Annotated in this window: 17 protein-coding genes; 3 read left to right on the forward strand and 14 right to left on the reverse strand. The window is 37.2% G+C overall.

Annotated elements, in window-relative coordinates:
- Nucleotides 1-64 precede the first annotated feature (64 nt).
- The 11 genes from IGJ23_RS06665 to IGJ23_RS06715 all read right to left on the reverse strand — a co-directional run bounded on the left by IGJ23_RS06665 (nucleotide 65) and on the right by IGJ23_RS06715 (nucleotide 12,608).
- Nucleotides 65-1,714, reverse strand: coding sequence for a glycoside hydrolase family 13 protein (locus IGJ23_RS06665; protein WP_438774722.1), 1,650 nt, complete (start codon nucleotides 1,712-1,714; stop codon nucleotides 65-67).
- Between the two features lie 380 nt (nucleotides 1,715-2,094).
- Entirely contained in the window at nucleotides 2,095-4,329 is a 2,235-nt protein-coding gene (locus IGJ23_RS06670) for an AAA family ATPase (RefSeq protein ID WP_438774723.1), read from the reverse strand.
- Between the two features lie 21 nt (nucleotides 4,330-4,350).
- The gene (locus IGJ23_RS06675) at nucleotides 4,351-4,830 is read right to left on the reverse strand and encodes a DUF6530 family protein (protein ID WP_010719161.1); all 480 of its coding nucleotides are present in this window, start codon (nucleotides 4,828-4,830) and stop codon (nucleotides 4,351-4,353) included.
- Nucleotides 4,831-4,988: 158 nt separating this feature from the next.
- Nucleotides 4,989-5,837, reverse strand: a complete 849-nt coding sequence (locus IGJ23_RS06680; protein WP_010719160.1) for a DegV family protein — start codon at nucleotides 5,835-5,837, stop codon at nucleotides 4,989-4,991.
- A 157-nt stretch (nucleotides 5,838-5,994) separates the two neighbouring features.
- The gene (locus IGJ23_RS06685; protein WP_010737578.1) at nucleotides 5,995-7,608 is read right to left on the reverse strand and encodes a polysaccharide biosynthesis protein; all 1,614 of its coding nucleotides are present in this window, start codon (nucleotides 7,606-7,608) and stop codon (nucleotides 5,995-5,997) included.
- A gap of 153 nt (nucleotides 7,609-7,761) precedes the next feature.
- Entirely contained in the window at nucleotides 7,762-8,079 is a 318-nt protein-coding gene (locus tag IGJ23_RS06690) for an AzlD domain-containing protein (RefSeq protein ID WP_010737579.1), read from the reverse strand.
- Entirely contained in the window at nucleotides 8,072-8,860 is a 789-nt protein-coding gene (locus tag IGJ23_RS06695) for an AzlC family ABC transporter permease (RefSeq protein ID WP_010719157.1), read from the reverse strand. Before IGJ23_RS06695 ends, IGJ23_RS06690 begins: the two co-directional genes overlap by 8 nt.
- 192 nt (nucleotides 8,861-9,052) lie before the next feature.
- The gene (locus tag IGJ23_RS06700; protein ID WP_010737580.1) at nucleotides 9,053-9,985 is read right to left on the reverse strand and encodes a cation diffusion facilitator family transporter; all 933 of its coding nucleotides are present in this window, start codon (nucleotides 9,983-9,985) and stop codon (nucleotides 9,053-9,055) included.
- A 138-nt stretch (nucleotides 9,986-10,123) separates the two neighbouring features.
- Complete coding sequence (locus IGJ23_RS06705; RefSeq protein ID WP_010737581.1) at nucleotides 10,124-11,191, reverse strand: hypothetical protein; 1,068 nt, start codon at nucleotides 11,189-11,191, stop codon at nucleotides 10,124-10,126.
- On the reverse strand, nucleotides 11,191-12,087 hold the full coding sequence (locus tag IGJ23_RS06710) for a viral A-type inclusion protein (protein ID WP_438774724.1): 897 nt from the start codon (nucleotides 12,085-12,087) through the stop codon (nucleotides 11,191-11,193). The genes IGJ23_RS06705 and IGJ23_RS06710 overlap by 1 nt, the downstream gene beginning before the upstream one ends.
- A 329-nt stretch (nucleotides 12,088-12,416) precedes the next feature.
- Nucleotides 12,417-12,608, reverse strand: a complete 192-nt coding sequence (locus IGJ23_RS06715) for a hypothetical protein (protein ID WP_010719153.1) — start codon at nucleotides 12,606-12,608, stop codon at nucleotides 12,417-12,419.
- A gap of 156 nt (nucleotides 12,609-12,764) precedes the next feature.
- Between IGJ23_RS06715 and IGJ23_RS06720 the strand changes: the two genes are divergently transcribed.
- From IGJ23_RS06720 to IGJ23_RS06730, 3 genes are all read left to right on the forward strand, one after another.
- Entirely contained in the window at nucleotides 12,765-14,267 is a 1,503-nt protein-coding gene (locus IGJ23_RS06720; RefSeq protein WP_438774725.1) for a DUF1846 domain-containing protein, read from the forward strand.
- Nucleotides 14,268-14,497: 230 nt separating this feature from the next.
- Entirely contained in the window at nucleotides 14,498-15,679 is a 1,182-nt protein-coding gene (locus IGJ23_RS06725) for a NupC/NupG family nucleoside CNT transporter (protein ID WP_438774726.1), read from the forward strand.
- Between the two features lie 202 nt (nucleotides 15,680-15,881).
- Nucleotides 15,882-16,439, forward strand: coding sequence for a guanylate kinase (locus tag IGJ23_RS06730; protein ID WP_438774727.1), 558 nt, complete (start codon nucleotides 15,882-15,884; stop codon nucleotides 16,437-16,439).
- Nucleotides 16,440-16,513: 74 nt separating this feature from the next.
- Here IGJ23_RS06730 and IGJ23_RS06735 read toward each other — a convergent pair whose 3' ends face one another.
- The 3 genes from IGJ23_RS06735 to IGJ23_RS06745 form a co-directional block, all read right to left on the reverse strand.
- Nucleotides 16,514-17,503, reverse strand: a complete 990-nt coding sequence (locus tag IGJ23_RS06735) for a sce7725 family protein (RefSeq protein ID WP_438774728.1) — start codon at nucleotides 17,501-17,503, stop codon at nucleotides 16,514-16,516.
- A gap of 6 nt (nucleotides 17,504-17,509) precedes the next feature.
- Complete coding sequence (locus IGJ23_RS06740; protein ID WP_010719148.1) at nucleotides 17,510-18,199, reverse strand: hypothetical protein; 690 nt, start codon at nucleotides 18,197-18,199, stop codon at nucleotides 17,510-17,512.
- Nucleotides 18,200-18,439: 240 nt separating this feature from the next.
- Nucleotides 18,440-19,888: an amidase gene (locus tag IGJ23_RS06745; protein WP_438774730.1), complete on the reverse strand. Its 1,449-nt coding sequence runs from the start codon at nucleotides 19,886-19,888 to the stop codon at nucleotides 18,440-18,442.
- Nucleotides 19,889-20,082: the final 194 nt, after the last annotated feature.

The following is a 20,082-nucleotide window of genomic DNA, read 5'->3' on the forward strand; positions in this document are numbered from 1 at the left end:
CTTCATACAGTATGTCAAAAAAGTTTGCCTTGGACTTCATTAGAAAGCTCAAGACAAACTTTTTTTAGTTTCTTTTTTTACTGTTTACAAATAATTTCGCTTCATAAGGATCAAGCTTACCCACTCGTTCAAATACACATTCTTCTTGATTCGTGAGAAGTAATTCCCAAGGAACATCAACTTCATTCGGTAATGAATATTCCGCTACTTCACTCGTAAGATTGACCATAATCAGATAGTTTTTATCGGTAAATGATCGTTCATAAACATAGAGTTGGTCGTGTTCAGCGAGATATTCTTTGAATGAACCATAGATCAATCCTTGATTTTCACGACGGATGCGGATCATTTGTTTGTAGAAAGATAAGATCGACGAAGGATCGTTTTCTTGTTCTTCTACGTTAAGTGTATGATAGTTGGGATTTACCATCAGCCAAGGTTCGTTTGTTGAGAATCCGGCATATTTTTCTGATCCCCACTGCATAGGTGTTCGGCTATTGTCTCTTGTTGTATCAGCAACGATATCTATAGCTTCCTCAGGAGATTTTCCTTCTTCTAGCAATTGGTTATAAAGACGTCTTGAATCGACGGCATCGATTTGTTCGATGGCAGTAAACGGCATATTCGTCATACCGATTTCTTGTCCTTGATAAATAAATGGCGTGCCTTGCAGGAAAAAGTACATCATTGCGACTGCTTTTGCTGATTTTTGCCAATAATGTTCAGGATCACCAAAAACAGAAACTGAACGAGGTGTATCATGATTTTCCATATAAAGTGCATTCCAACCCTTACCGTCTAAAGCGGTTTGCCAGGCACTTAACGCTCTTTTTAAATTGATAACATCAAGTTTCCCTTCTTTTTCGTGCTTCCAAATCGAGATATGGTCAAATTCAAAGATCATGTCAAAATACCCATCAGCGCCGACCCATTCTGGACCTTCTTCAGCCGACACCCCACTAGCTTCGCCAACAGTCATAATGTCGTAGTCATCAAAAACATCTTTTAATTCATTTAAATGTTCATCGATCCCGGAAACATTTTGAAAAGGAGAAAAGGGGTTTTCAGTTGCTTTAACAGAATATTCATCTTTTTTCACATGGGAAATCGCATCTAAACGAAACCCATCGATTCCTTTATCTAACCACCAGCGAATCATAGAAAAAAGTTCATTTTTTAATTTCTCGCTTTCCCAATTCAAATCAGGCTGCTCTTTAGCAAAGACATGCAGATAATATTGTTTTGTTTGTTCATCATATGCCCAAGCTGAGCCACCAAAAATCGATTGCCAGTCATTCGGAGCGTTTTCAGGTGTTCCATCTACCCAGATATAGTAATCTCGGTAAGGATTATCCAGTGACTTCCTTGATTCAATAAACCACTCGTGTTGATCAGATGTATGATTGATGACTAGATCCATAATGATTTTGATTCCTTGTAGATGTGCTTCTGCCAGTAATTGATCAAATTCGGCCATTGTTCCAAATTTTTCTAGAATATTTTGGTAGTCACTAATATCGTAACCGTTATCAATAAAAGGTGAAGAATAAACTGGATTGATCCAAATAAAATCAATCCCTAATTTTTTTAAATAAGGAAGCTTTTCACGAATCCCATTGAGATCCCCAATGCCGTCCCCATTACTATCCATAAAACTGGCAGGATAAATCTGGTATCCGACCGCTTCTTTCCACCAAGCTTTTGTTTGAGTCATTGTTTTCTTCCCTTCTCTTTTTCTCTATTATAAAACAATGCCACTATTTTTTGTTGATGTTAGCGATAACATCGTTTTCTCTTTAACAGTTTCCTTTTTTGTTTCGTTATCTGGTTTGCAGAATGTCAGGATTTAACAGTCGATTAACGATCAAAAAGAGTCTGACAGATAAACTAAATGGTGTTTAACTATTCGCTACAATGCGTTCATGCCCTCTTCCCGTTGTTCCAGCAGTCGCTCTAACAAAAAACAAGCCGGAAAATCCAAAAATAGGAACTATTTTCGAATTCTTCGGCTTGTTCTTAGAGCTAAGAACTTCTGTCACAATCTCTTTTAGTCGATGAATGGACTTATACGTGACTCCAGCTATTTTCAGCTATTTACAAATAGCGAGCAATCAATTGGATCAATTGCTGTGGTAACTCGTTGATGTCTGTCATATCAATGAAACGATTTTCCCCATATATCTCTTTGATTTCTTTTTGATCCTGTCCAATCGCAGCAGCCACAAAGATGACTCCTTGACGGTCATATTCAGACAGAACGCTTTGGATATCTTCCCTTGCCTTCTTCCCAGTATAGTCTGGCAAAGCTTTAGGCTGGCCATCACTAATCGAGATCAGCAATTTAGTCGTGGCAGCTTCTTGGCTTAGTTTGTTAGCAATTAGTCTCAAACTGGCACCATCACGATTGTTTTGTCGTGGTTTCATCGTCACTAACTTCTCATCTAACCATTGGAAATCATCACTAAATTCTTTATAAGAAAAAATCGAGGTCTTTTCTCTCGTTGAGACATCTGCTGTATCTCCATAAATCATTAAAGGAATATTTACACGTTTAGCAAATTCTGCGATGGCGATCGCTGCTTTTTTTGCTGCTTCGATTCGTTCATCTCGAATCATTGAACCAGATTCATCAATCCTTAAAGCCACTGCCAATGAAGGTTGTTCGTGGGGTGGATTTTTCTTATCAAAATAACCTAGGTCATTATAGGCCACACGACTCGCATTGAACCGTTGTCCTTCATATTTTCCTTTTTGATAAGTCGTTGATTCATCATTTTCCAACAAATCTAAAATTTGACGGCTTAATGTTTCAACGATCGGTAAAACTTGTTGTCTGATTTGTTCTGCTTCTTGTGCTTTGAGTTCAAATTTTGGTCGATGAACGATCAGTCCTTCTTTTTCGTGCATCGTCCCCTTCATTATTTGTCGTGCTTCTTTCGTTAACTCACGTTTGATTTCTTTGTCGTAAGCCTCCATATCAGAGGCAGACATTTTTTCTGAATTATCTTCTGCTTGTTGCTCCTGTTGCCCCTGACCTGAAACTTCTTGACTTCGTTCTTGTTCAAATGAAAAAGACTCTGCCTTTTTTTCCTCTTCAATCTCAGCATTCTCCACTGGTGGAGTTTCTACTTCGATCTCAGGCGACTCATTTTCCATTAAAGACAACGTTTCTTCTGCTAGTTGATCGATATTACGTTCATCAGCTTCTTCATCGTTAAGGATTCTGCCTCGATTTCTTGGAGCTTCTTCTGAAAGACGTCCCCACTTTATTTGCCGTAATAATTCACGAAGTTCTTCAAGAAGCCCACTTTGTTCTAATGCTTGGGTTAATATCTCCAATTCTTCTGGAACAGTGGTCAATTTATAGAGAACTTTAGGATAAATCGATTGGAAAAGATCGTGCCCTTGTTTCCAAGTATTTGCCCAATAAAAGTAAGAACGCATACCAGCCACTCCCTTGATGGCATTCGCTTTGGCAGTATCATCTAATAAACGAATGATCTCCGCTAATTTCAAGAGCAGTTCAGGTTGTTGAATCTTTGTCTTACCTAAGGCTCGCTCAGCCATCACTTCAAGTGAAGGTAAATCCATCTTCTCAGCATGTTGCATCCGATCTCTCAAAGATTCATTCAACGGACGATTACCTTGGTAGTTCCGATTGGTTGTGATGATGATGACGCAATCTGGATGACGGACGACGACACCCGTGGGTAAATTCAATAATCCATTTGGCTCAAGAGCGGAATTTAAAGCAACTAATACGGAAGCATCACGGATCACCGTTGGCTCTTGGATTTCTAACAAATACCCTTTTTCGATCGCTCGAACAATTTCAGAGGGATAATATTTATAGCGAACGTTACTATTTTCATTATGTTCCATCCGCTTGATGAAATCAGCCAGTTTGGATTTAGCCATTTCTGTACTAAGATTATAGTGATGTTTGATTAACCGTAAGACAGCATCTAATGTCTCTGTTTGGTTGATTGCATCAATCAATTCTTGATCTTCATCTACGTCAGACTCAACAATAGGCAATAGCGCACCAAAGACATCTGATTTATCCATATCCGCAAAACAAGTTATTTTCGTATAAGGAAGTTGTAAATCAGCCGAAAGAGCTTTAGCCAGTTGCGTTTTTCCTGACCCAGCATCCCCTTCAAGCAAGATGTTACTGATCTTCATTTCAGGATCATTCCAGTTTTCAAAGATTTCAGCTGCGATTCTTTGTTCTTCTTGACTGGTTCGATGACTCGTTGGCTTTTGCCAAATCATTTGTTTTTCAACACTTGAAAATTGACGGTCTTTTGTCAGTGAGAAATCTTCCAATGTACCTCACTCCTTTTTTCCTTAATACCCTAAATCATCTAATAGACGTTTCAAAATTCGGAAACGTTCTCCGATCAATTCGCCATCTTTTTGTAACGTGTCATAATAGAGCATAATATCTTCATCGATCTTAGGATTTTTGGTATCCACTTCAACCGTCATTCGATTTCCTTGAAGTCCAATAATATCGACAACTGGATTTTCAGGATCATAAAATTTTTCATAGCGATACGCATCTTGAAAATACAAACTCCCTTGCGCAGCTAAAATTGCTAGATCTAAGATCCGAGTGATTGGTAGTTCTTCCGATTGGCGTGACCATTTTTCACCCGTATGGCGCCATACCTTGCCTGAAATATCAACTTTTCCACGATCATTCCATTGTGCTAACCCTAAAGATAGTCCTTTAGCATCCGTATGCAAAGCATTTCTTCCATCAACTTGATCATAGTCTTCAACGACAATAACAGGTTTGTGTTTTAAATTTGTTGGGATTTCCATCTAAATCCATCCTTTCTCTTTTAGTAAATTACTAACCTAGTGATTTACTCATTTACTAAACTTTTAAGGATTATACGCCTTATATAGAAAAAATGCAAAAAAAGCATCGTATCCCAATGAATGAGAGACGATGCTTGCATTGAATTGAATAATCTAAATTATTGCGCAGAGATGGCAAGCCCGATTGCTTTTTCTCCTAAGTGACTACCAATCACTGGACCAAAATGACCAATCTCAATGTCAGCATGCGGGTATTGCTTTTGTAATTTTTCTTTTTCTTGTATGGCAACTTCCAAATTATTTGCATGAATCACATAAAGTTTAACAGGTGGTGCAATTTCCTCATTTCGCATGCCGATGACTTTTTCGGCACGAGCGAAAGCTTTTTTACTTGAACGGATTTTTTCAAATAAAACGATTTTTCCTTCTGAAAAAGTCAAAATCGGTTTGATTTTAAGTAATCCACCTATCAATGCAGCCCCATTAGTCAAGCGTCCACCGCGTACTAAGTTGTTCAAGTCATCCACGATGAGATAAGCATACGTATTATCTCGGATACGATCGATATGTGCGATAATTTCTTCAAGAGATTGACCTTTTTGATTTAAATCTAGAGCAGCTTCTACCATGTGACCCATTGGCATACTCGTGATCTTAGAATCATAAGGAACGATTTTTACACCATCAATGTCGTTTTTCATAGCATGTAATGTGTTGACAAAGCCGGAGATCCCAGAGGATAAATGGATACTTAAGATGGTATCGTATCCTTTTCTTTTCAGTTCTTCGTAAAGCGCCAGTACTTCTCCAACTGCAGGTTGTGAAGTGGTCGGGAAGTCTTTGCTTTTATTTAGAAGCCCATAGTATTCGTCAGCTTCTATGTCTATTCCTTCATTGTAGATTTTCCCATCCAAAATGACAGGGATCGGAATAACGAACAAATCAGGATGATTTTGGATTCGTTCAGGCAGATAAGCCGTACTGTCAGTAACTACTGCAAGTTTCATTTATTTAATTTCCTCATTTCAAAGAATTTTACCAGTCTATTTAACTATATCATAAGAAAGATGACATTTGAACCTCTCACTCAAAAAGTGAGAGAAACAATCACGTCCCTCTCACTTTCTGTAGCTTTAAAAAATTATCATGAACTGGATGTTGTTCCTAATTTTTGGTTGAGTGATGCCGATGCTGGAAGTTTTTAAGTAATTGGAGCCCATTTCTGCCAAATTGAGCAAAGAGAAATGTCAGCCCACCTATTCCACCAAGGCCAACACAATAAACAACAGCATGGGCTTTCGACGTCATCGTCAATTGGAGGTTCAATAGGATAAATACAATCGAACAAAGAACCAGCATCAACAAGGTTGAACGGAATGTTTTAAGAAAGAAAAATCTGATTTTAGCTAGAGGTGCGATTCGATACTCTTTACACATATAGAAATAACCTCTGATAAACACGATCGCAAAAGCCATTGTGTTTGAAAAACTCATACCATAACCGCCAAATAGTGCTAATCCGATCACTTGAAAGACAATTTTCAAAATAATCGCTTCAACGGTCAGCCGAATCGCAATCATATGATGGCTAAGTGATTGTAACATCGTCGAAAGAATCGTGAACAATGAAAAGAATAATGAAGCGAGTAAGGCAAATTGGAAATAGCCGACACTATCAGGATCATATCCAAAAAATAAGGTATACAATGGACCCGCCAATAATGACATCCCCGCAAGAGAAGGAAGTAAAATCAAGACAGCAATTGAAAAACTATCTCCTACTGTCTTTTCAATTTGCAAACGATCTTTTTTTCTCAAAGTACTTAAAATCGGCAAACTACTGATTGCGACTGTACCAACCATAGAAATCAAGATCAATGTCAACTTGTTGGGATTAACTGACGCTCGACTAAATAAAAATTCCAATTGTTGATTCGTGATTTCAGGTCTGAAAAAATGCAACAACGGCTTCATCGTCACTTGGTCAATCATTTGCACGATGGTAATAACAGATCCCACAAAGATGAAAGGTAAAGTTTCACGAATGATCGATACCGACTCTGCCCGATTTTCATGCTTGAAATAGCGACTAGAGATCAAGAAATCTTTTAATTTGAAATAATCATTTTTTATTCCAACGAAATACATATGGATAATTGCTGCTAACCCACCAAAGAAGGATGCCACTGTACTGATCAGAACAGCTTCTAAAATCGTTCCATCGGTCAAGACGCGTAAGTAAAACGTTCCTGCTAAAATGACCAGGACACGAACCGCTTGTTCAATGATTAGTGAGGTCCCATAAGGTCTCAGATTGTTTTTCCCTTGAAAATAACCTCTCATTGCACTAAGAACTGGAATGGCGATCAATGACGGACACAAACTACGAATTGCTAAGATCCCATTATTTACATTTGCAATTGGGCTGATTCCTGCAAGCATCGGGGCAAAAAGATACATCAGCACAGCAGAAATGATTCCAATGACAAACATGATATTGATGGTACTGCGAAAAATCGTTCGACAGCCCTGTTCATCATTTTCTTTCGTTGCTACAGCGACTTTTTTAGCAATCGCATTAGGAAACCCAACTGTTCCCAGCATCAGGAACAAGCCATAAGGTAAATAACCTACATTGTATAAAGTGGTCGCTAACATTCCTTCTTGATTGTTCCCCATCATACTTAGCCATGGGATCAAGTAAACAACACCTAATACCTTACAAAGCAAATTAGCAAAGGTTAACCAAAATGTTCCTTGCATCAATTTTTTATTCATTAAATTTTCCTCAACTATCTATATTTAAATCAATACCTTTCCCATTATAGCAAAAATTCAAAGAAGGACAAATCATCCTTAAAATTTTAATAAAAAAGGCAAAAAAAAAAAGCCATTCTCTAAAACTAAGAGAAGGCAAAATTTTGGAACTGTTTAAAACATCGACAGCAAAAATACCGAAGCAAGTCCAGTTACTACTGATAATGCCATAGAATGAGTTTTATACGCCACGCCAACTACGAGAACCATAGCTAAGATTTTTATGTTCCAAGCAATGGCTAAATGTTCATGGGTAATAAAGACATCCTTGAATGCTAAAGCTGCGAATAGCGCCACTGGCACATATTTCATCCATTCACTAAACCATGAAGGGACTTTCCGATGGGTAAAATAGAGCATCGGGAATAGTCGTGGCACATAAGCTACCACGAATAAACTAAGTACTAAAAGAATAAGATACGTCTTAGTCATGATGTTGACTCTCCTGTTCTGGGAAGTTGAATAGTGGTTCATTGACATGTTTGCCACGGTTTTTTAATCGTTTTAATTTTTTTGCCTTCTCTTTTTTGAAAGCTTTCTCTAAAGCAAACCCTGCAAAAGAGGCGATCACCGTCGCAGCAATTAAACCTAATGTATTTTGGAACATGACCATGAAAGTAACGCCTAATACACCAGAAAACAATCCTGTAAAAATGAGCAGCTTATTTTTCATTTGCATGACAAACATGAAGATAAACATCGCAGTCAGTGCAAAGTGAACGAGATCAGCATCTACATGGATAACAGAACCAAACATGTTTCCAATCATGTTACTACCTGTCCAAGAAGCCATCGAAAACCAATTTACATATAAAGCTTTACGCTTATTCCATGTAGGATCAGTTGAATATTTAAGATAATTAACCGCATAATTTTCATCATTTAACGATTGTGAAAATACCGCCAAGAATAGTCTCTTTTCTTTCTTCATAAAACCTGAAAGACTCGACCCTAACAATGTGTAACGTAATTCCAAGAAAAATACCATCAAAAGTGTCGTTGCAAAAGATGCTTGAGTTGTTAGCATCGAAGCAACTAAAAATTGCGCTCCACCAGAAAATACTAATATGGACAACAGACCGGTTAAGATTGGATCAAAACCCACTTTTTGCAATAAGACACCACAAGCTAACCCAACTGGTATATAACTTAAGCAAAGTGGCATTACTGCGTGCAAAGCCTGAAGCCATGGCGCACTTTTCTTTTTATTCATCAAAATGTCTCCTTCAATTACAACAAATAAACAGCGGACTCATTGTAACATAAAAAAACGAAATTGTAGCCGTTTTATCTAAAAACAATATTATATTTTTCTCATTTTAAGCTTGAATATTGAAATTTTAAATCATAAACAAGTTATTTTTATGCAACATAAAAGCATTGTTTTGCTGAAGAATCAGCATGGTCATCTTCGATAATTAGGGTCATATTTATCAGTTTCAATATAAATATAAACTTTTTTATCATTTAAAGACTGACGAATCGTTTCTTCAATGTTATTGATGATTGCATACGATTCATTCTCTGGGTGATCAAAGATATCGATTTTAGCAGCTACCAATACCTCAGTTGGGCTCAGATGAACGGTCTTTACATCGATCAAACGAGAGACTTCCGGACGCTCAAAGGCTTGCTTGATTTTAATCAAGTCACTCGTTGTCACACTTTCACCAACAATCAAACTATAAAATTCTTTTGCTAAGAAAATGGCAGCTCCCATCAACAATAATCCGATCAATAGGCCGCTAATCGCATCAAACGCCGCAATTCCTGTTACCATCGTCAAGACTGTTCCTAATAAAGCAAGAATGAGTCCGATCACAGCACAAAAATCTTCAGTAAAGATGATCAAAATTTCACTGTGACGACTTTCTCTCAAAAATTTCATCAATGATAATTTTTCGGTATTCAACTCATGGATTTCTTTCATAGCGATACGTAATGACGTTCCTTCAATGGCTAATCCAAAAATTAAAATAATGATAACGATCAATGAGTTATCAACTTCATGCGCAGGATGGGTCAATTTTTCAAAAGCTTCCATGACTCCCAAAGCTCCCCCACCAAAAAAGAGCATGGTTGCCACAATTGTGCTAAAAAAATATTTTGCTCTTCCTTCGCCAAATTGGTGTAATTCGCTTTGCCCTCTATTCGCTCGTTTATCCCCAAAAAGCAAAAGGATTTGATTGCTGCAATCGACGATACTATGAATACTTTCATTCAGCATTGCCGCACTTCCACTAATGGCATAACCGACAAATTTACTGATTGCAACTAAAATATTCGCACCTAATGCAGCAATCACAGAGAACATCCCGCTCTTTTTAAAATTTTCCATCTTATTTCCTTCTTTCTTTTCTTCTCAACAGTTTCTCAGTTAACTATCTCTCGGAAGAACCGTGTGATCTATTGCCTGCAGACGGAACAAAAAACATGCGACAATCTCTCTAAGGATTGCCACACGTTTATATCCTGTCTAAGCCTTTCGAACCATCAAAGGAACCAAAAATTCGTAATTGATAAAGAAATCAATCACTGATCGATGGTACTCCCCAGAAGAAACTTCAAGCATTGTTTGGTTTTTCTGATTTTTGGAAATGATCATGGATTGTCCTTTATCTAATAGAACTTGGTATTTTTCTTCTCCAATTTTTTCAAAATCATATTGAGGATTTTTCATCGCTACGATAAAGATGTCATCTAGTACTTGGTCAGTCAATTCAAATTGACTTTGAAGATTCAGATGTAACGGTTGGGTGTTATCTAGTAAGGTTTGCTTGACTAAGAAACCTAAGTGACGTGCATGAGCTAATATTTGGTTGAACTTATGATTGAAAATAGTCAGTTGACCAGCAGAGAATACCCGTTCAACAGACCAATAACGAATCAAAGATAACACACGGTCATCCTGAACCGTGATTTCCATCGTTTCTGGTGACACTTCCAATAAGTTGAGTGATTCCACTTGGTATCGTTGATCAATCGTCGGAAGAACAAAAGAAAATACTAATTGATTGGAATCATTCAAACGATAGTTGATCGAAAAATGTCGTGTTTCCCAAGTATCATAAGTGGTATTAGAGAATTTCAAACCAATATCATTTAAAGGTTTTAGCAACTCATAAGTAAAGTATTCGATCAAACTTGTCTTACCAATCGGGGAAATAGGTTCTGCTTTTAAGATATAGCGTTCAAAAGCATCTAATAATTGTGAAAAGTCCGATTCAAGTAGATATTTCCGTAAGCGTAAATCCGCTAATTCTGCCTCTGCTGTTTCAATCAAAAGAACAATGTCTTGATGGTCTTTTTCTTTTGTTTCTAAATAGACTTGATTTTCCCTCGCTTCATGTGGATGGCTGGATTCAATTGCCTCTAATTGTTCAGAAGTGACCTGTTCATTTTCATCAAGCAAATCATCTTCAGAAGCAGAGTGATTGCTGGAGTTTTCAGGATCTGTTTCTATTGCTTCTTCCGTCACAGTCGTTTCTGCTAACGATTGTGCTTCCAGCTCTTCATTTTTTTCTAACTCTTCATGCTCATTCATTACTCTACCCCTCCCTCTTGCATCGATACTTCTGGGTTTTCATGTGGATCAACATTACCTAAGTAATTCATTAGGAAATGATGGATGGATTGACTGAACCCTTCTATCCCACCGAAGTAGCGATTGATTTGTCGTTGTTCTTTTTCAACGATCGCTGCACGTAATTGATTCGCTTTTGCTTCGTTAAGTAAAGCAGCTTTTTGATTTTGGATTTTTTCAGGTGCTTCAAGATAAGGCATCCAGCCTAATTTTTCATTCGATAATGCTTGTTTTTGTTTTTTTAGTTCTTGGATTTCTTCATCAATTTTTTTCCGATTTAAGAATCCTTTAGTGTCATCCAGATCAGAGATTTGGCGATCCACTTCTTTTAATTCTTCATCCAGACGATCGATCTCGGCTTTTGCAGTGATGACTTTAGCATCAAGTTCGTTAATTTGTTGACTGTAGTCATCCGGTTCTTGGTTTGCATAGGTGCCCCACTCTTCGTCAATTTGGGGCAAAACGAAAATTTCCGGTAGACTAGCATCGATGCCAATTGTTGGCCTTTCGTGATAATACGTACCGATCTTGTAATAACTCATCGTAGGAGAAATCTTTTCGACTAGCTCCATAAATGGAAATTCTTGAATAAAGCGATCATGGATTTTCCGCATTAATAGCTGATCGATTTCATGGTTTTCATTCGAACTTTTTTTCAATTCCTCATTTAAATGACCATTATACAGTTGATAGATTTCTGGAATGTTTTCTTCACGAACAGCTCTTTCAAATGCTTGTAAATCCTCTAACAGTTGAGATAGATTCGTGCTAGCTTTTTCTTTGATATCAAAAAAAGTAGTGTCATCTTCTTGCTGAATGATGATTTCTTCGTTATTTTCTTGTGGTGTTTCTTTCATTTTGATTACCTCCTCACAGTTATCCACTTTCTTGGACAGAAGCACAATAGGTTGAGTTTACTTACTATTGAATTGATAATTTAATAGTACCATTTTATAGAAAAAAATGTTACAAAGGGCTTCCTCCTCTATGTATCTTTTAATCAATATTCATTGATTATCCACCGTTTTGATAAGGTCTGGTTATTGTACTTTCACTATTGAATAATCTTACGTATCGAGAGTAAAACAAAAGAGTGGAAAGAGGATTGAAGCGACCTCCAAAAGTTAGATTCTAACTTTTGGGGGTTACTACAGATCCCCCCACTCTTTTTCACTCAGTAATTTTTTTATTTTTGAGGCAGATCTCTGGTTGTGAAGTGAATGCGCTGATTTTCATCACGAGATAATAGTGTTTCTTCATTCAAATAAGTAAACTTCATCTCTTCTAAATCAGTATTTTCGAGCATTTTTTCATAACCGGTAAAAATCGAACGGATATATTGTTTATATGCGTTTTTCTTTTTCTGTCTTTTTTTCATGTGACACCTTCCTTATCAAAACTATCATACCAATGAATTTAAGATGAAACAAGCCAGATTTGAGATTTTATCTGTTGTTTTAATCCGGTGTTAGTTACTAGTTGACGAAAATCAAAAAAAATGAAAAAATGCTTTAGTACTTAAGGAGGGAATCTCGTGAAAAAAATCGGTTTTGATTCAGAGAAATATATCGAAGAACAATCAGCATATATCCTTGAACGAGTGAATCACTATGACAAATTATATTTAGAATTTGGAGGCAAATTGGTCGATGACAAGCATGCCAAACGTGTTTTGCCTGGCTTTGAAGAAGATGCAAAAATCAAATTGTTACAAAAATTAAAAGACCAAGCAGAAATCTTGATTTGCGTCTACGCTGGAGACATTGAACGTAATAAAATTCGTGGGGATTATGGTATCACTTATGACATGGATATTTTACGCTTGATCGACGAAATGCGTGGCTACGGATTATCTATCAATAGTGTCGTCATTACTCGTTACAATGGTCAGCCAGCTACGAATGTCTTCGTCAATAAATTAGAAAGACGTGATATCAAAGTCTACAAACATTCAGAAATTGAAGATTATCCAATTAATGTTGAAAAAATCGTTTCTGAAAACGGCTTTGGCAAAAATGAATATATTGAGACCAGTAAGCCAATCGTTGTTGTTACTGCTCCTGGACCTGGTAGTGGCAAACTAGCAACATGTTTGAATCAGCTTTATCATGAAAGCCAAAAAGGACAATCAGCAGGTTATTCAAAATTTGAGACCTTCCCTGTTTGGAATGTCCCATTGAAACATCCACTAAACATTGCCTATGAAGCTGCCACTGTGGATTTAAAAGATGTCAATATGATCGATTCCTTCCATTATGATGCCTATGGCAAGGTTGCTGTAAACTATAATCGAGATGTTGAAACCTTTCCAGTAATCAAACGGATCATTGAAAAAATCACTGGTAAAGAATCAATCTATCAATCCCCTACCGATATGGGTGTGAATCGTGTGGGATTCGGAATCGTTGATGATGCAGTTGTGCAAGAAGCTTCTCGACAAGAAATCATCCGCCGCTATTTCCAAACAGAGTGTGATTTCAAAAAAGGATTGATCGATGAGGAAGCAGTAAATCGAATTAAATTGATCATGGAAGAAGTAGGTCTTCAACCTGAAGACCGTCAAGTGGTATTGCCTGCTCATGAGTATGCAAAAACTGTTCAAAATGACAGCAACGATCCTTCTGCGGTGATCGCGATCCAGTTACCTGATGAAGTGATCATTACAGGACGAACCAGTTCTTTAATGAATGCTTCTGCTGCCGTCATTTTAAATGCGATCAAACATTTGGCACATATCTCAGATAATATTCCATTGTTGTCGCCACTTGTTCTAGAACGGATTCAAGGGATGAAGTCTGCTGCACTGCATTCTTCCGTTGATACACTGAGCTTAAATGAAGTGCTGATTGCTCTTTCAATCAGTGCGGTAACCAACCCTATCGCTCAAGTAGCTTATGACAAACTTGCTGAATTAGATGGTGCTCAAGCTCACTCGACAGTCATCGTCAATAAAAATGATGAACAAACGTTGAAACAATTAGGTATTGATATCACAAGTGCTCCCTTCTATCCATCGGAAAATTTATTTTATCAATAAGCATTGTTTCTTTATAAACAAATAGCTGAATAAACTATTAAAAGATTTTATTTAAATTGCACCTGAAAAAGTGCAACTGATAATCTTTTAAGAGTTTTATTTTGTTGTATCCGTTTCAATTGAAATGTATGCGTTTCAGTCTAAAAAAGCGATGATAATCTTAGCAAAAAATTAGTATTTTAACGATAAAACGTGTAAAATTAAACGGAATTTTGATTAGGAGTGATAGTTTGAGTCAGATTTTAGGAATTATTGGATTACTTTTTATTTTTAGCCTTGCTTTTTTGATTAGTACCAACAAGAAAGCCATCAAAGTAAAACCTTTACTATTGATGATCGTGTTGCAATTTATTTTTGGTTTTATTTTGTTACGAACGACTTTTGGTACAGCAGTCGTTTCCATGTTAGCGAAAGTATTCGATCATTTACTGGCGTTTGCAGGTGAAGGAGTCAATTTCGTTTTTGCTGGGGTAGCTAATAAAGGCAGTGCGCCGTTTTTCTTAAATGTTTTGATGCCGATTGTTTTTATTTCTGCCATCATCGGGATTTTGCGTTATATCAAGATCTTGCCATTATTCATGAAGGCAGTTGGATTGGGGTTAAGTAAAATCAATGGTATGGGGAAATTAGAATCTTACAACGGTGTTGCTTCAGCAATACTAGGTCAATCTGAAGTTTTTATTTCAATAAAAAAAGAATTGCCTTTCTTATCTGAAAAACGTTTATTTACCATGAGCGTTTCTGCCATGTCGACTGTTTCGATGTCGATCGTAGGTTCTTATATGGCGTTGATCGATTCTAAATATGTAATTACTGCGCTGGTATTGAACTTATTCGGTGGGTATATCTTGGCCTCCATCGTTAATCCCTATGAATTAGAAGAAAAAGAAGATGAGTTGATCATTGAAGAAAACAAAGAACAAACTTTCTTCCAAATGCTTGGAGAATATATTCTTGACGGCTTTCATGTAGCGATTACAGTTGCTGCTATGTTGATTGGATTCGTTGCTCTTATTGCTATGATCAATGCCATTTTTAGTGGAATCTTTGGGATCTCTTTCCAAGAAATTCTTGGTTACATCTTTGCTCCACTAGCATTTATCAGCGGGATTCCTTGGAAAGAAGCTGTGGATGCGGGTAGTATCATGGCGACGAAACTTGTGACAAATGAATTTGTTGCGATGACAGAACTAGCTATTGGGAACCTGCATTTTACTGAACGTACAACAGCTATTCTATCTGTCTTTTTAGTATCTTTTGCTAACTTCTCTTCCATTGGAATCATTTCGGGTGCTATGAAAGGTCTAAATGAAGAAAAAGGAAACTTAGTTGCGAAACATGGATTAAAAATCTTGTTGACTGCCACATTAGTCAGCTTTTTAAGTGCGATCGTCACTGGTTTACTAGTCTAAATGATTAAATTTAATTGAACTGTATATTTAAAACACTCTCTTTGCTCTTTAGACGATTTTCTAAAGACTCAAGAGAGTGTTTTTTATAAGACAAAATTTATTGTCGTCCACCTGGAATATCTATGCGAAAAGAACAATTGCTAAAAGAAACTTTCTCGTGTATCGTTTAATAAAAGAAATAAAGGGTTAAAGGAGATTCATGATGAACAAATGTTATGTATTTATTGGTCCTTCTGGTTCAGGAAAAACTTCCATTGCTAATGCTCTTTTTGAACCAAAAGAAAAAATTGTCACTTCGACGACTCGTCCTCCTCGAAAAGGTGAAACCGATCAAAAAGATTACTATTTTCTCTCTGAAGACAAATTTGAACAGTTGATCACTGAACAGGCATTTGTGGAATGGGATGAATATGCGGGACATAAATATGGTTCAACTAAGAGGAAGATTGCTCAAAAGTTGAAAAATGGTGATTGTTATACGATTTTAACAGCTGCTGGTTTTTGGGCACTCTTCCATGCATTTGGGGAACAGATCCAACCAGTATTTGTGACTATCGCTAAAAACAAATTGAAGCAGCGTTTAGAACAACGTGGAGATGCTCCGGATCAAATCAAAAAAAGGCTCGCTCTTTTTGAGCAAGACACGAAGGAATTAGATGAGTTAAAAAAACTACCAAACCTCATTGTTTTAGCAAATAATGAAGGGTTAGAAGCCACCAAAAACCAATTTAAGCGACAAATAAAAATGCTCAAAGAATGATCTTATTTTGATAAACAGGATTGATTAGCAAAAAAATCTCTCACTAGCTTCAAAACATAAACTAGTGAGGGGAATCAAACCAATTTTTGTCGTTCTGTATGTCCAATACCACAAATCAGCGAATGTAATTCTTCTACTTTAGAATACATGCGTAACCAATTAGTCGGCTGGTCTAATAATAAACTGAGCAGTTCTAAATGATGGACCAATGTCCATTTTTTCAATACACCTAAACCAGGAAATTTTTTTTGTTGTTTCAAAGAAAGCAGGGCTAATATACCCGTTGTAATCAACAGTTGATCTTGGTTCCTCAATACCCACTGTTGCATTTTTTCAACAGCTTCAAAAAACTTTAGTGCTTGATCCTTAGCTGAATCGTTCGTATCAGAAATAAAATGTTTTACTCTGAGATTACCATATGCATCAACATAGGTAAGATGAAGTGCCAATGCCCGACTAGGAAAACCTTTATCAAAATAGCGCCTTCCTTCAATCGTAAAATCTGAAAAGCCATGATTCCCCTCTTCTTTAAAAAACAAATAGTCGTCGCTAAAAAAATCATCTATTTTTTCGCTATAATCTTCTACGTGTTTTCTTGGTTTAAAGGCTTCTTTTATGATGATTTTGTTTTCTGGTAACCAGATATGGAACCGACTATGGTCTGGTAACAAAAAATAAGTATCCATTTTTGAAAGTTCTTTCCATATTTTTGGATCACGAGGCTGATGTTGTCCATCAAAAATGATCAATTTAGGTGGTTGCTCCATGATCTGTTGGTAATTATCGGACGTGATGATCATTGCATGTTGAATGGAACTATTTTCTTTTTCTTCCCATAAATGTAAATGTTCATCAAAAAGTTTGAACTGACCCACTTGGGGATTATCGATGATGATCAGCGGGTGATTTACTTTTTGGAATAACTCGACAACGTTTTTAAAGGTAGCTGAATCACGAACTGGTTCGATGATGGGAACCACCTTTTTAGATAATAGATTCTGTTGAATCATTTCTTTTAATGCTAAAAGATCAAACTGTTTCCCTCTCAAATAAGGATAGTACATACTTATTCACTCCAATGGCTCTGTTGGCAAGCGTCTAACTTGCTGCTTTTGTCGCAGATTCTCATAGTCTTGCTGTAAAGCGCTGATTTCTGCTTGTAAATCTTGGATCGCTTGATTTTCTGTTTCTTCAATAAAGCGTTCGTAGTAACGCTCTTTGGCAAATGGATCTTGAGAATCTGAACGTTTTTTTAATTCTTTATACAACTGATCAGTTGGAAAATATTTGACGCCTCGTTCCATCTGTTTGGCTTTTCTTACTTCTCTAAATAATGAAGCCATAAAACGGTTGAGCAGCGCCTCTTCTGCCACTGCTAACGGTTGCTTCATTGCTTTTTTAGCAATAATGAATGTACCAGAAGCTGGCATCTCTTCTGCTATCCCGTAAGGTCGATAAACTAAAACACCGATACCAGTGGGGATTTCAGCTTTGACTTCATCAAAAAGTGTTTGAGGTAATACAAAATAATTGTAATTCCCAACAAACGATAATTTTGCAGTGGAACGAAAGTCCGCTTTTGATACTTTCAACTCATAGCAACGCCACTCTCTTGTACCATCAAACTTTGTAAGACAACTTAATGTATCCACGATACCATGGTCGTCAGGCATGGTCACCTCTTCTACGACAATGCCCCCTTGTTCGATACAGTATTGATAAAGAGAAGTTTCCATCTCGATCGTTAAAGGAGTTTTCAATCTCTCCACCTCCGAACATATTTTCGCCTTCCCATTCTACCTTAGATCGAATAAAAAATCTATCGTTAATTATTATTTGAATCGTTTACTTAAAAAAATTTAGAATTGGTTTTTGTTCCCTTTGATTCGGTTGAAAGAGTGTGACAAAACATAGTCACGAGATAGCTAACAAACAGATAAAAAAGCAGTTGGGTCTAAAGTTTTCTTAGACCCAGCTGCTTATCTTTAACTTGCTGTTTTTTATTGATAACTTGGAGGCAAATAGAATTTTTGATGATTTTCAAAGATTTCACCAATTTGAAAGAGCAAGTCTTCTCGTCCTCTGGCAGCCATGAATTGGATACCCAAAGGCAGACCTTCCTCACTAATATGTGTGGGCAAACTGATTGCTGGTTGTCCCGTCAAATTTGCCAGTTGGGTGTAAGGCGTGATCTTTAAACTTTCCTCAAACATTTCAGAGATAACTGCTAAACTTTCTTGTTCGTTGTATTCGTTGATTCCAGCCATTTTTGCCCGAACTTCATCGCTTTGAAGATCAGTGGAAATTTCTGGAGCAGTAAATGCTGTTGTCGGCGAAAGAAATAGATCAACAGTTTGAAATAGGTCTTCCATTGTGATTGCTGCATGATCCCAAACATGAAGTGACTGGATATAGTTCGCTGCAGAAACCTTCTTCCCATACTCTAGCAGGACCCAGGAAATCGGTTCAAGTTCATTTTGAGCAACCGGTCGTCCTAACCCAGATTCAATCGAGTGAATCATACTAGCTGTTTCTGCTCCATTCATTTGGTAATAAGACTGGATCAAGTCTCTTCCATCAAGAGGGTATTTGATTTCAATGATTTCATGGCCTTCTTGTGCTAAAAATGTCACCGCATTGGTCACTGCTTGTCGTGCTTCATCGCTGATTTTTGTGTGGATCGGTGATTCTGTGCAAACAGCGATTTTCAACCGTTTTTTTGGTGGATGCTCTTGCCATTCCGCTGGCGAAACTTGATAAGGCGATCCTGAATGGATACTTCGCAGTCCTGCAAATAAAGCTTTGGTGTCTCTCATAGAAATGGTCAAACCAAAATCAATCGCTGCTCCTTGCCAACCTCGCCAAGCATGAGGACCAACTGGCATCGTTCCTCGTGAAGGTTTTAACCCAATCAGACCACAAAAGGAAGCAGGTATGCGAATTGATCCTCCACCGTCACTAGCACCAGCGATCGGTAAAATACCAGAAGCAACAACGGCTGCTGCCCCACCACTTGAACCACCTGGCGAATGCGCAAGATTCCAAGGATTTTTAGCTGGACCATAAAGTTGTGGGTCGGTGATATTCTTAAAACCAAACTCTGGTGCATTCGTCTGCCCTAGTGGGATAAGACCAATTTTTTCAACTTGCGAAACAAAATTTGAATTTCTAGATGAGCGATGAGTTTGAAAAAGCTTTGAGCCTGATGTAGCTAACCAACCTTGCTTTTCCTGTCCTAACATTTTCAACGGGAAAGGTAAGCCGCTTAAAGGCTGTTCATCCTTTAGAATTGGTGCCTCATCTTTAATCGGTTGATCTGTTTCAAAAGTAACGAACGCATTTAATTCTGGATTTAATTTTGCTACTTTTTGGCTAACCTCTTTGACTAATTCCTTGTAACTGAACTGCTTCTTTTTTAGACCCTTCACGATCTCCATGCCATCTTTCAAGTAAATCCCTCCTTTTATTTGTCATACCTTTGTGCCATTTTCTCATATTTCTATTCAACAAACAAAAAGAATGATTACGCTTCATGTTAGAAACGGTGGTGCTATTATCAGTAATTATATACACCTATTGAATCCTAATAGCTAAGGTACTATTCATGGCAAACCAACGAATAGACTAAAAGCTAATCACCAGT

Source organism: Enterococcus sp. DIV1682a (assembly GCF_051711005.1).
Taxonomy (GTDB): domain Bacteria; phylum Bacillota; class Bacilli; order Lactobacillales; family Enterococcaceae; genus Enterococcus_B; species Enterococcus_B hirae.

Coding starts and splice junctions, on each gene's coding strand:
- IGJ23_RS06665 (WP_438774722.1), bottom strand. CDS start 1,714: ATGACTCAAACAAAAGCTTGGTGGAAAGAAGCGGTCGGATACCAGATT.
- IGJ23_RS06675 (WP_010719161.1), bottom strand. CDS start 4,830: ATGGAAATCCCAACAAATTTAAAACACAAACCTGTTATTGTCGTTGAA.
- IGJ23_RS06680 (WP_010719160.1), bottom strand. CDS start 5,837: ATGAAACTTGCAGTAGTTACTGACAGTACGGCTTATCTGCCTGAACGA.
- IGJ23_RS06685 (WP_010737578.1), bottom strand. CDS start 7,608: ATGAATAAAAAATTGATGCAAGGAACATTTTGGTTAACCTTTGCTAAT.
- IGJ23_RS06690 (WP_010737579.1), bottom strand. CDS start 8,079: ATGACTAAGACGTATCTTATTCTTTTAGTACTTAGTTTATTCGTGGTA.
- IGJ23_RS06695 (WP_010719157.1), bottom strand. CDS start 8,860: ATGAATAAAAAGAAAAGTGCGCCATGGCTTCAGGCTTTGCACGCAGTA.
- IGJ23_RS06700 (WP_010737580.1), bottom strand. CDS start 9,985: ATGGAAAATTTTAAAAAGAGCGGGATGTTCTCTGTGATTGCTGCATTA.
- IGJ23_RS06705 (WP_010737581.1), bottom strand. CDS start 11,191: ATGAATGAGCATGAAGAGTTAGAAAAAAATGAAGAGCTGGAAGCACAA.
- IGJ23_RS06710 (WP_438774724.1), bottom strand. CDS start 12,087: ATGAAAGAAACACCACAAGAAAATAACGAAGAAATCATCATTCAGCAA.
- IGJ23_RS06715 (WP_010719153.1), bottom strand. CDS start 12,608: ATGAAAAAAAGACAGAAAAAGAAAAACGCATATAAACAATATATCCGT.
- IGJ23_RS06730 (WP_438774727.1), top strand. CDS start 15,882: ATGAACAAATGTTATGTATTTATTGGTCCTTCTGGTTCAGGAAAAACT.
- IGJ23_RS06735 (WP_438774728.1), bottom strand. CDS start 17,503: ATGTACTATCCTTATTTGAGAGGGAAACAGTTTGATCTTTTAGCATTA.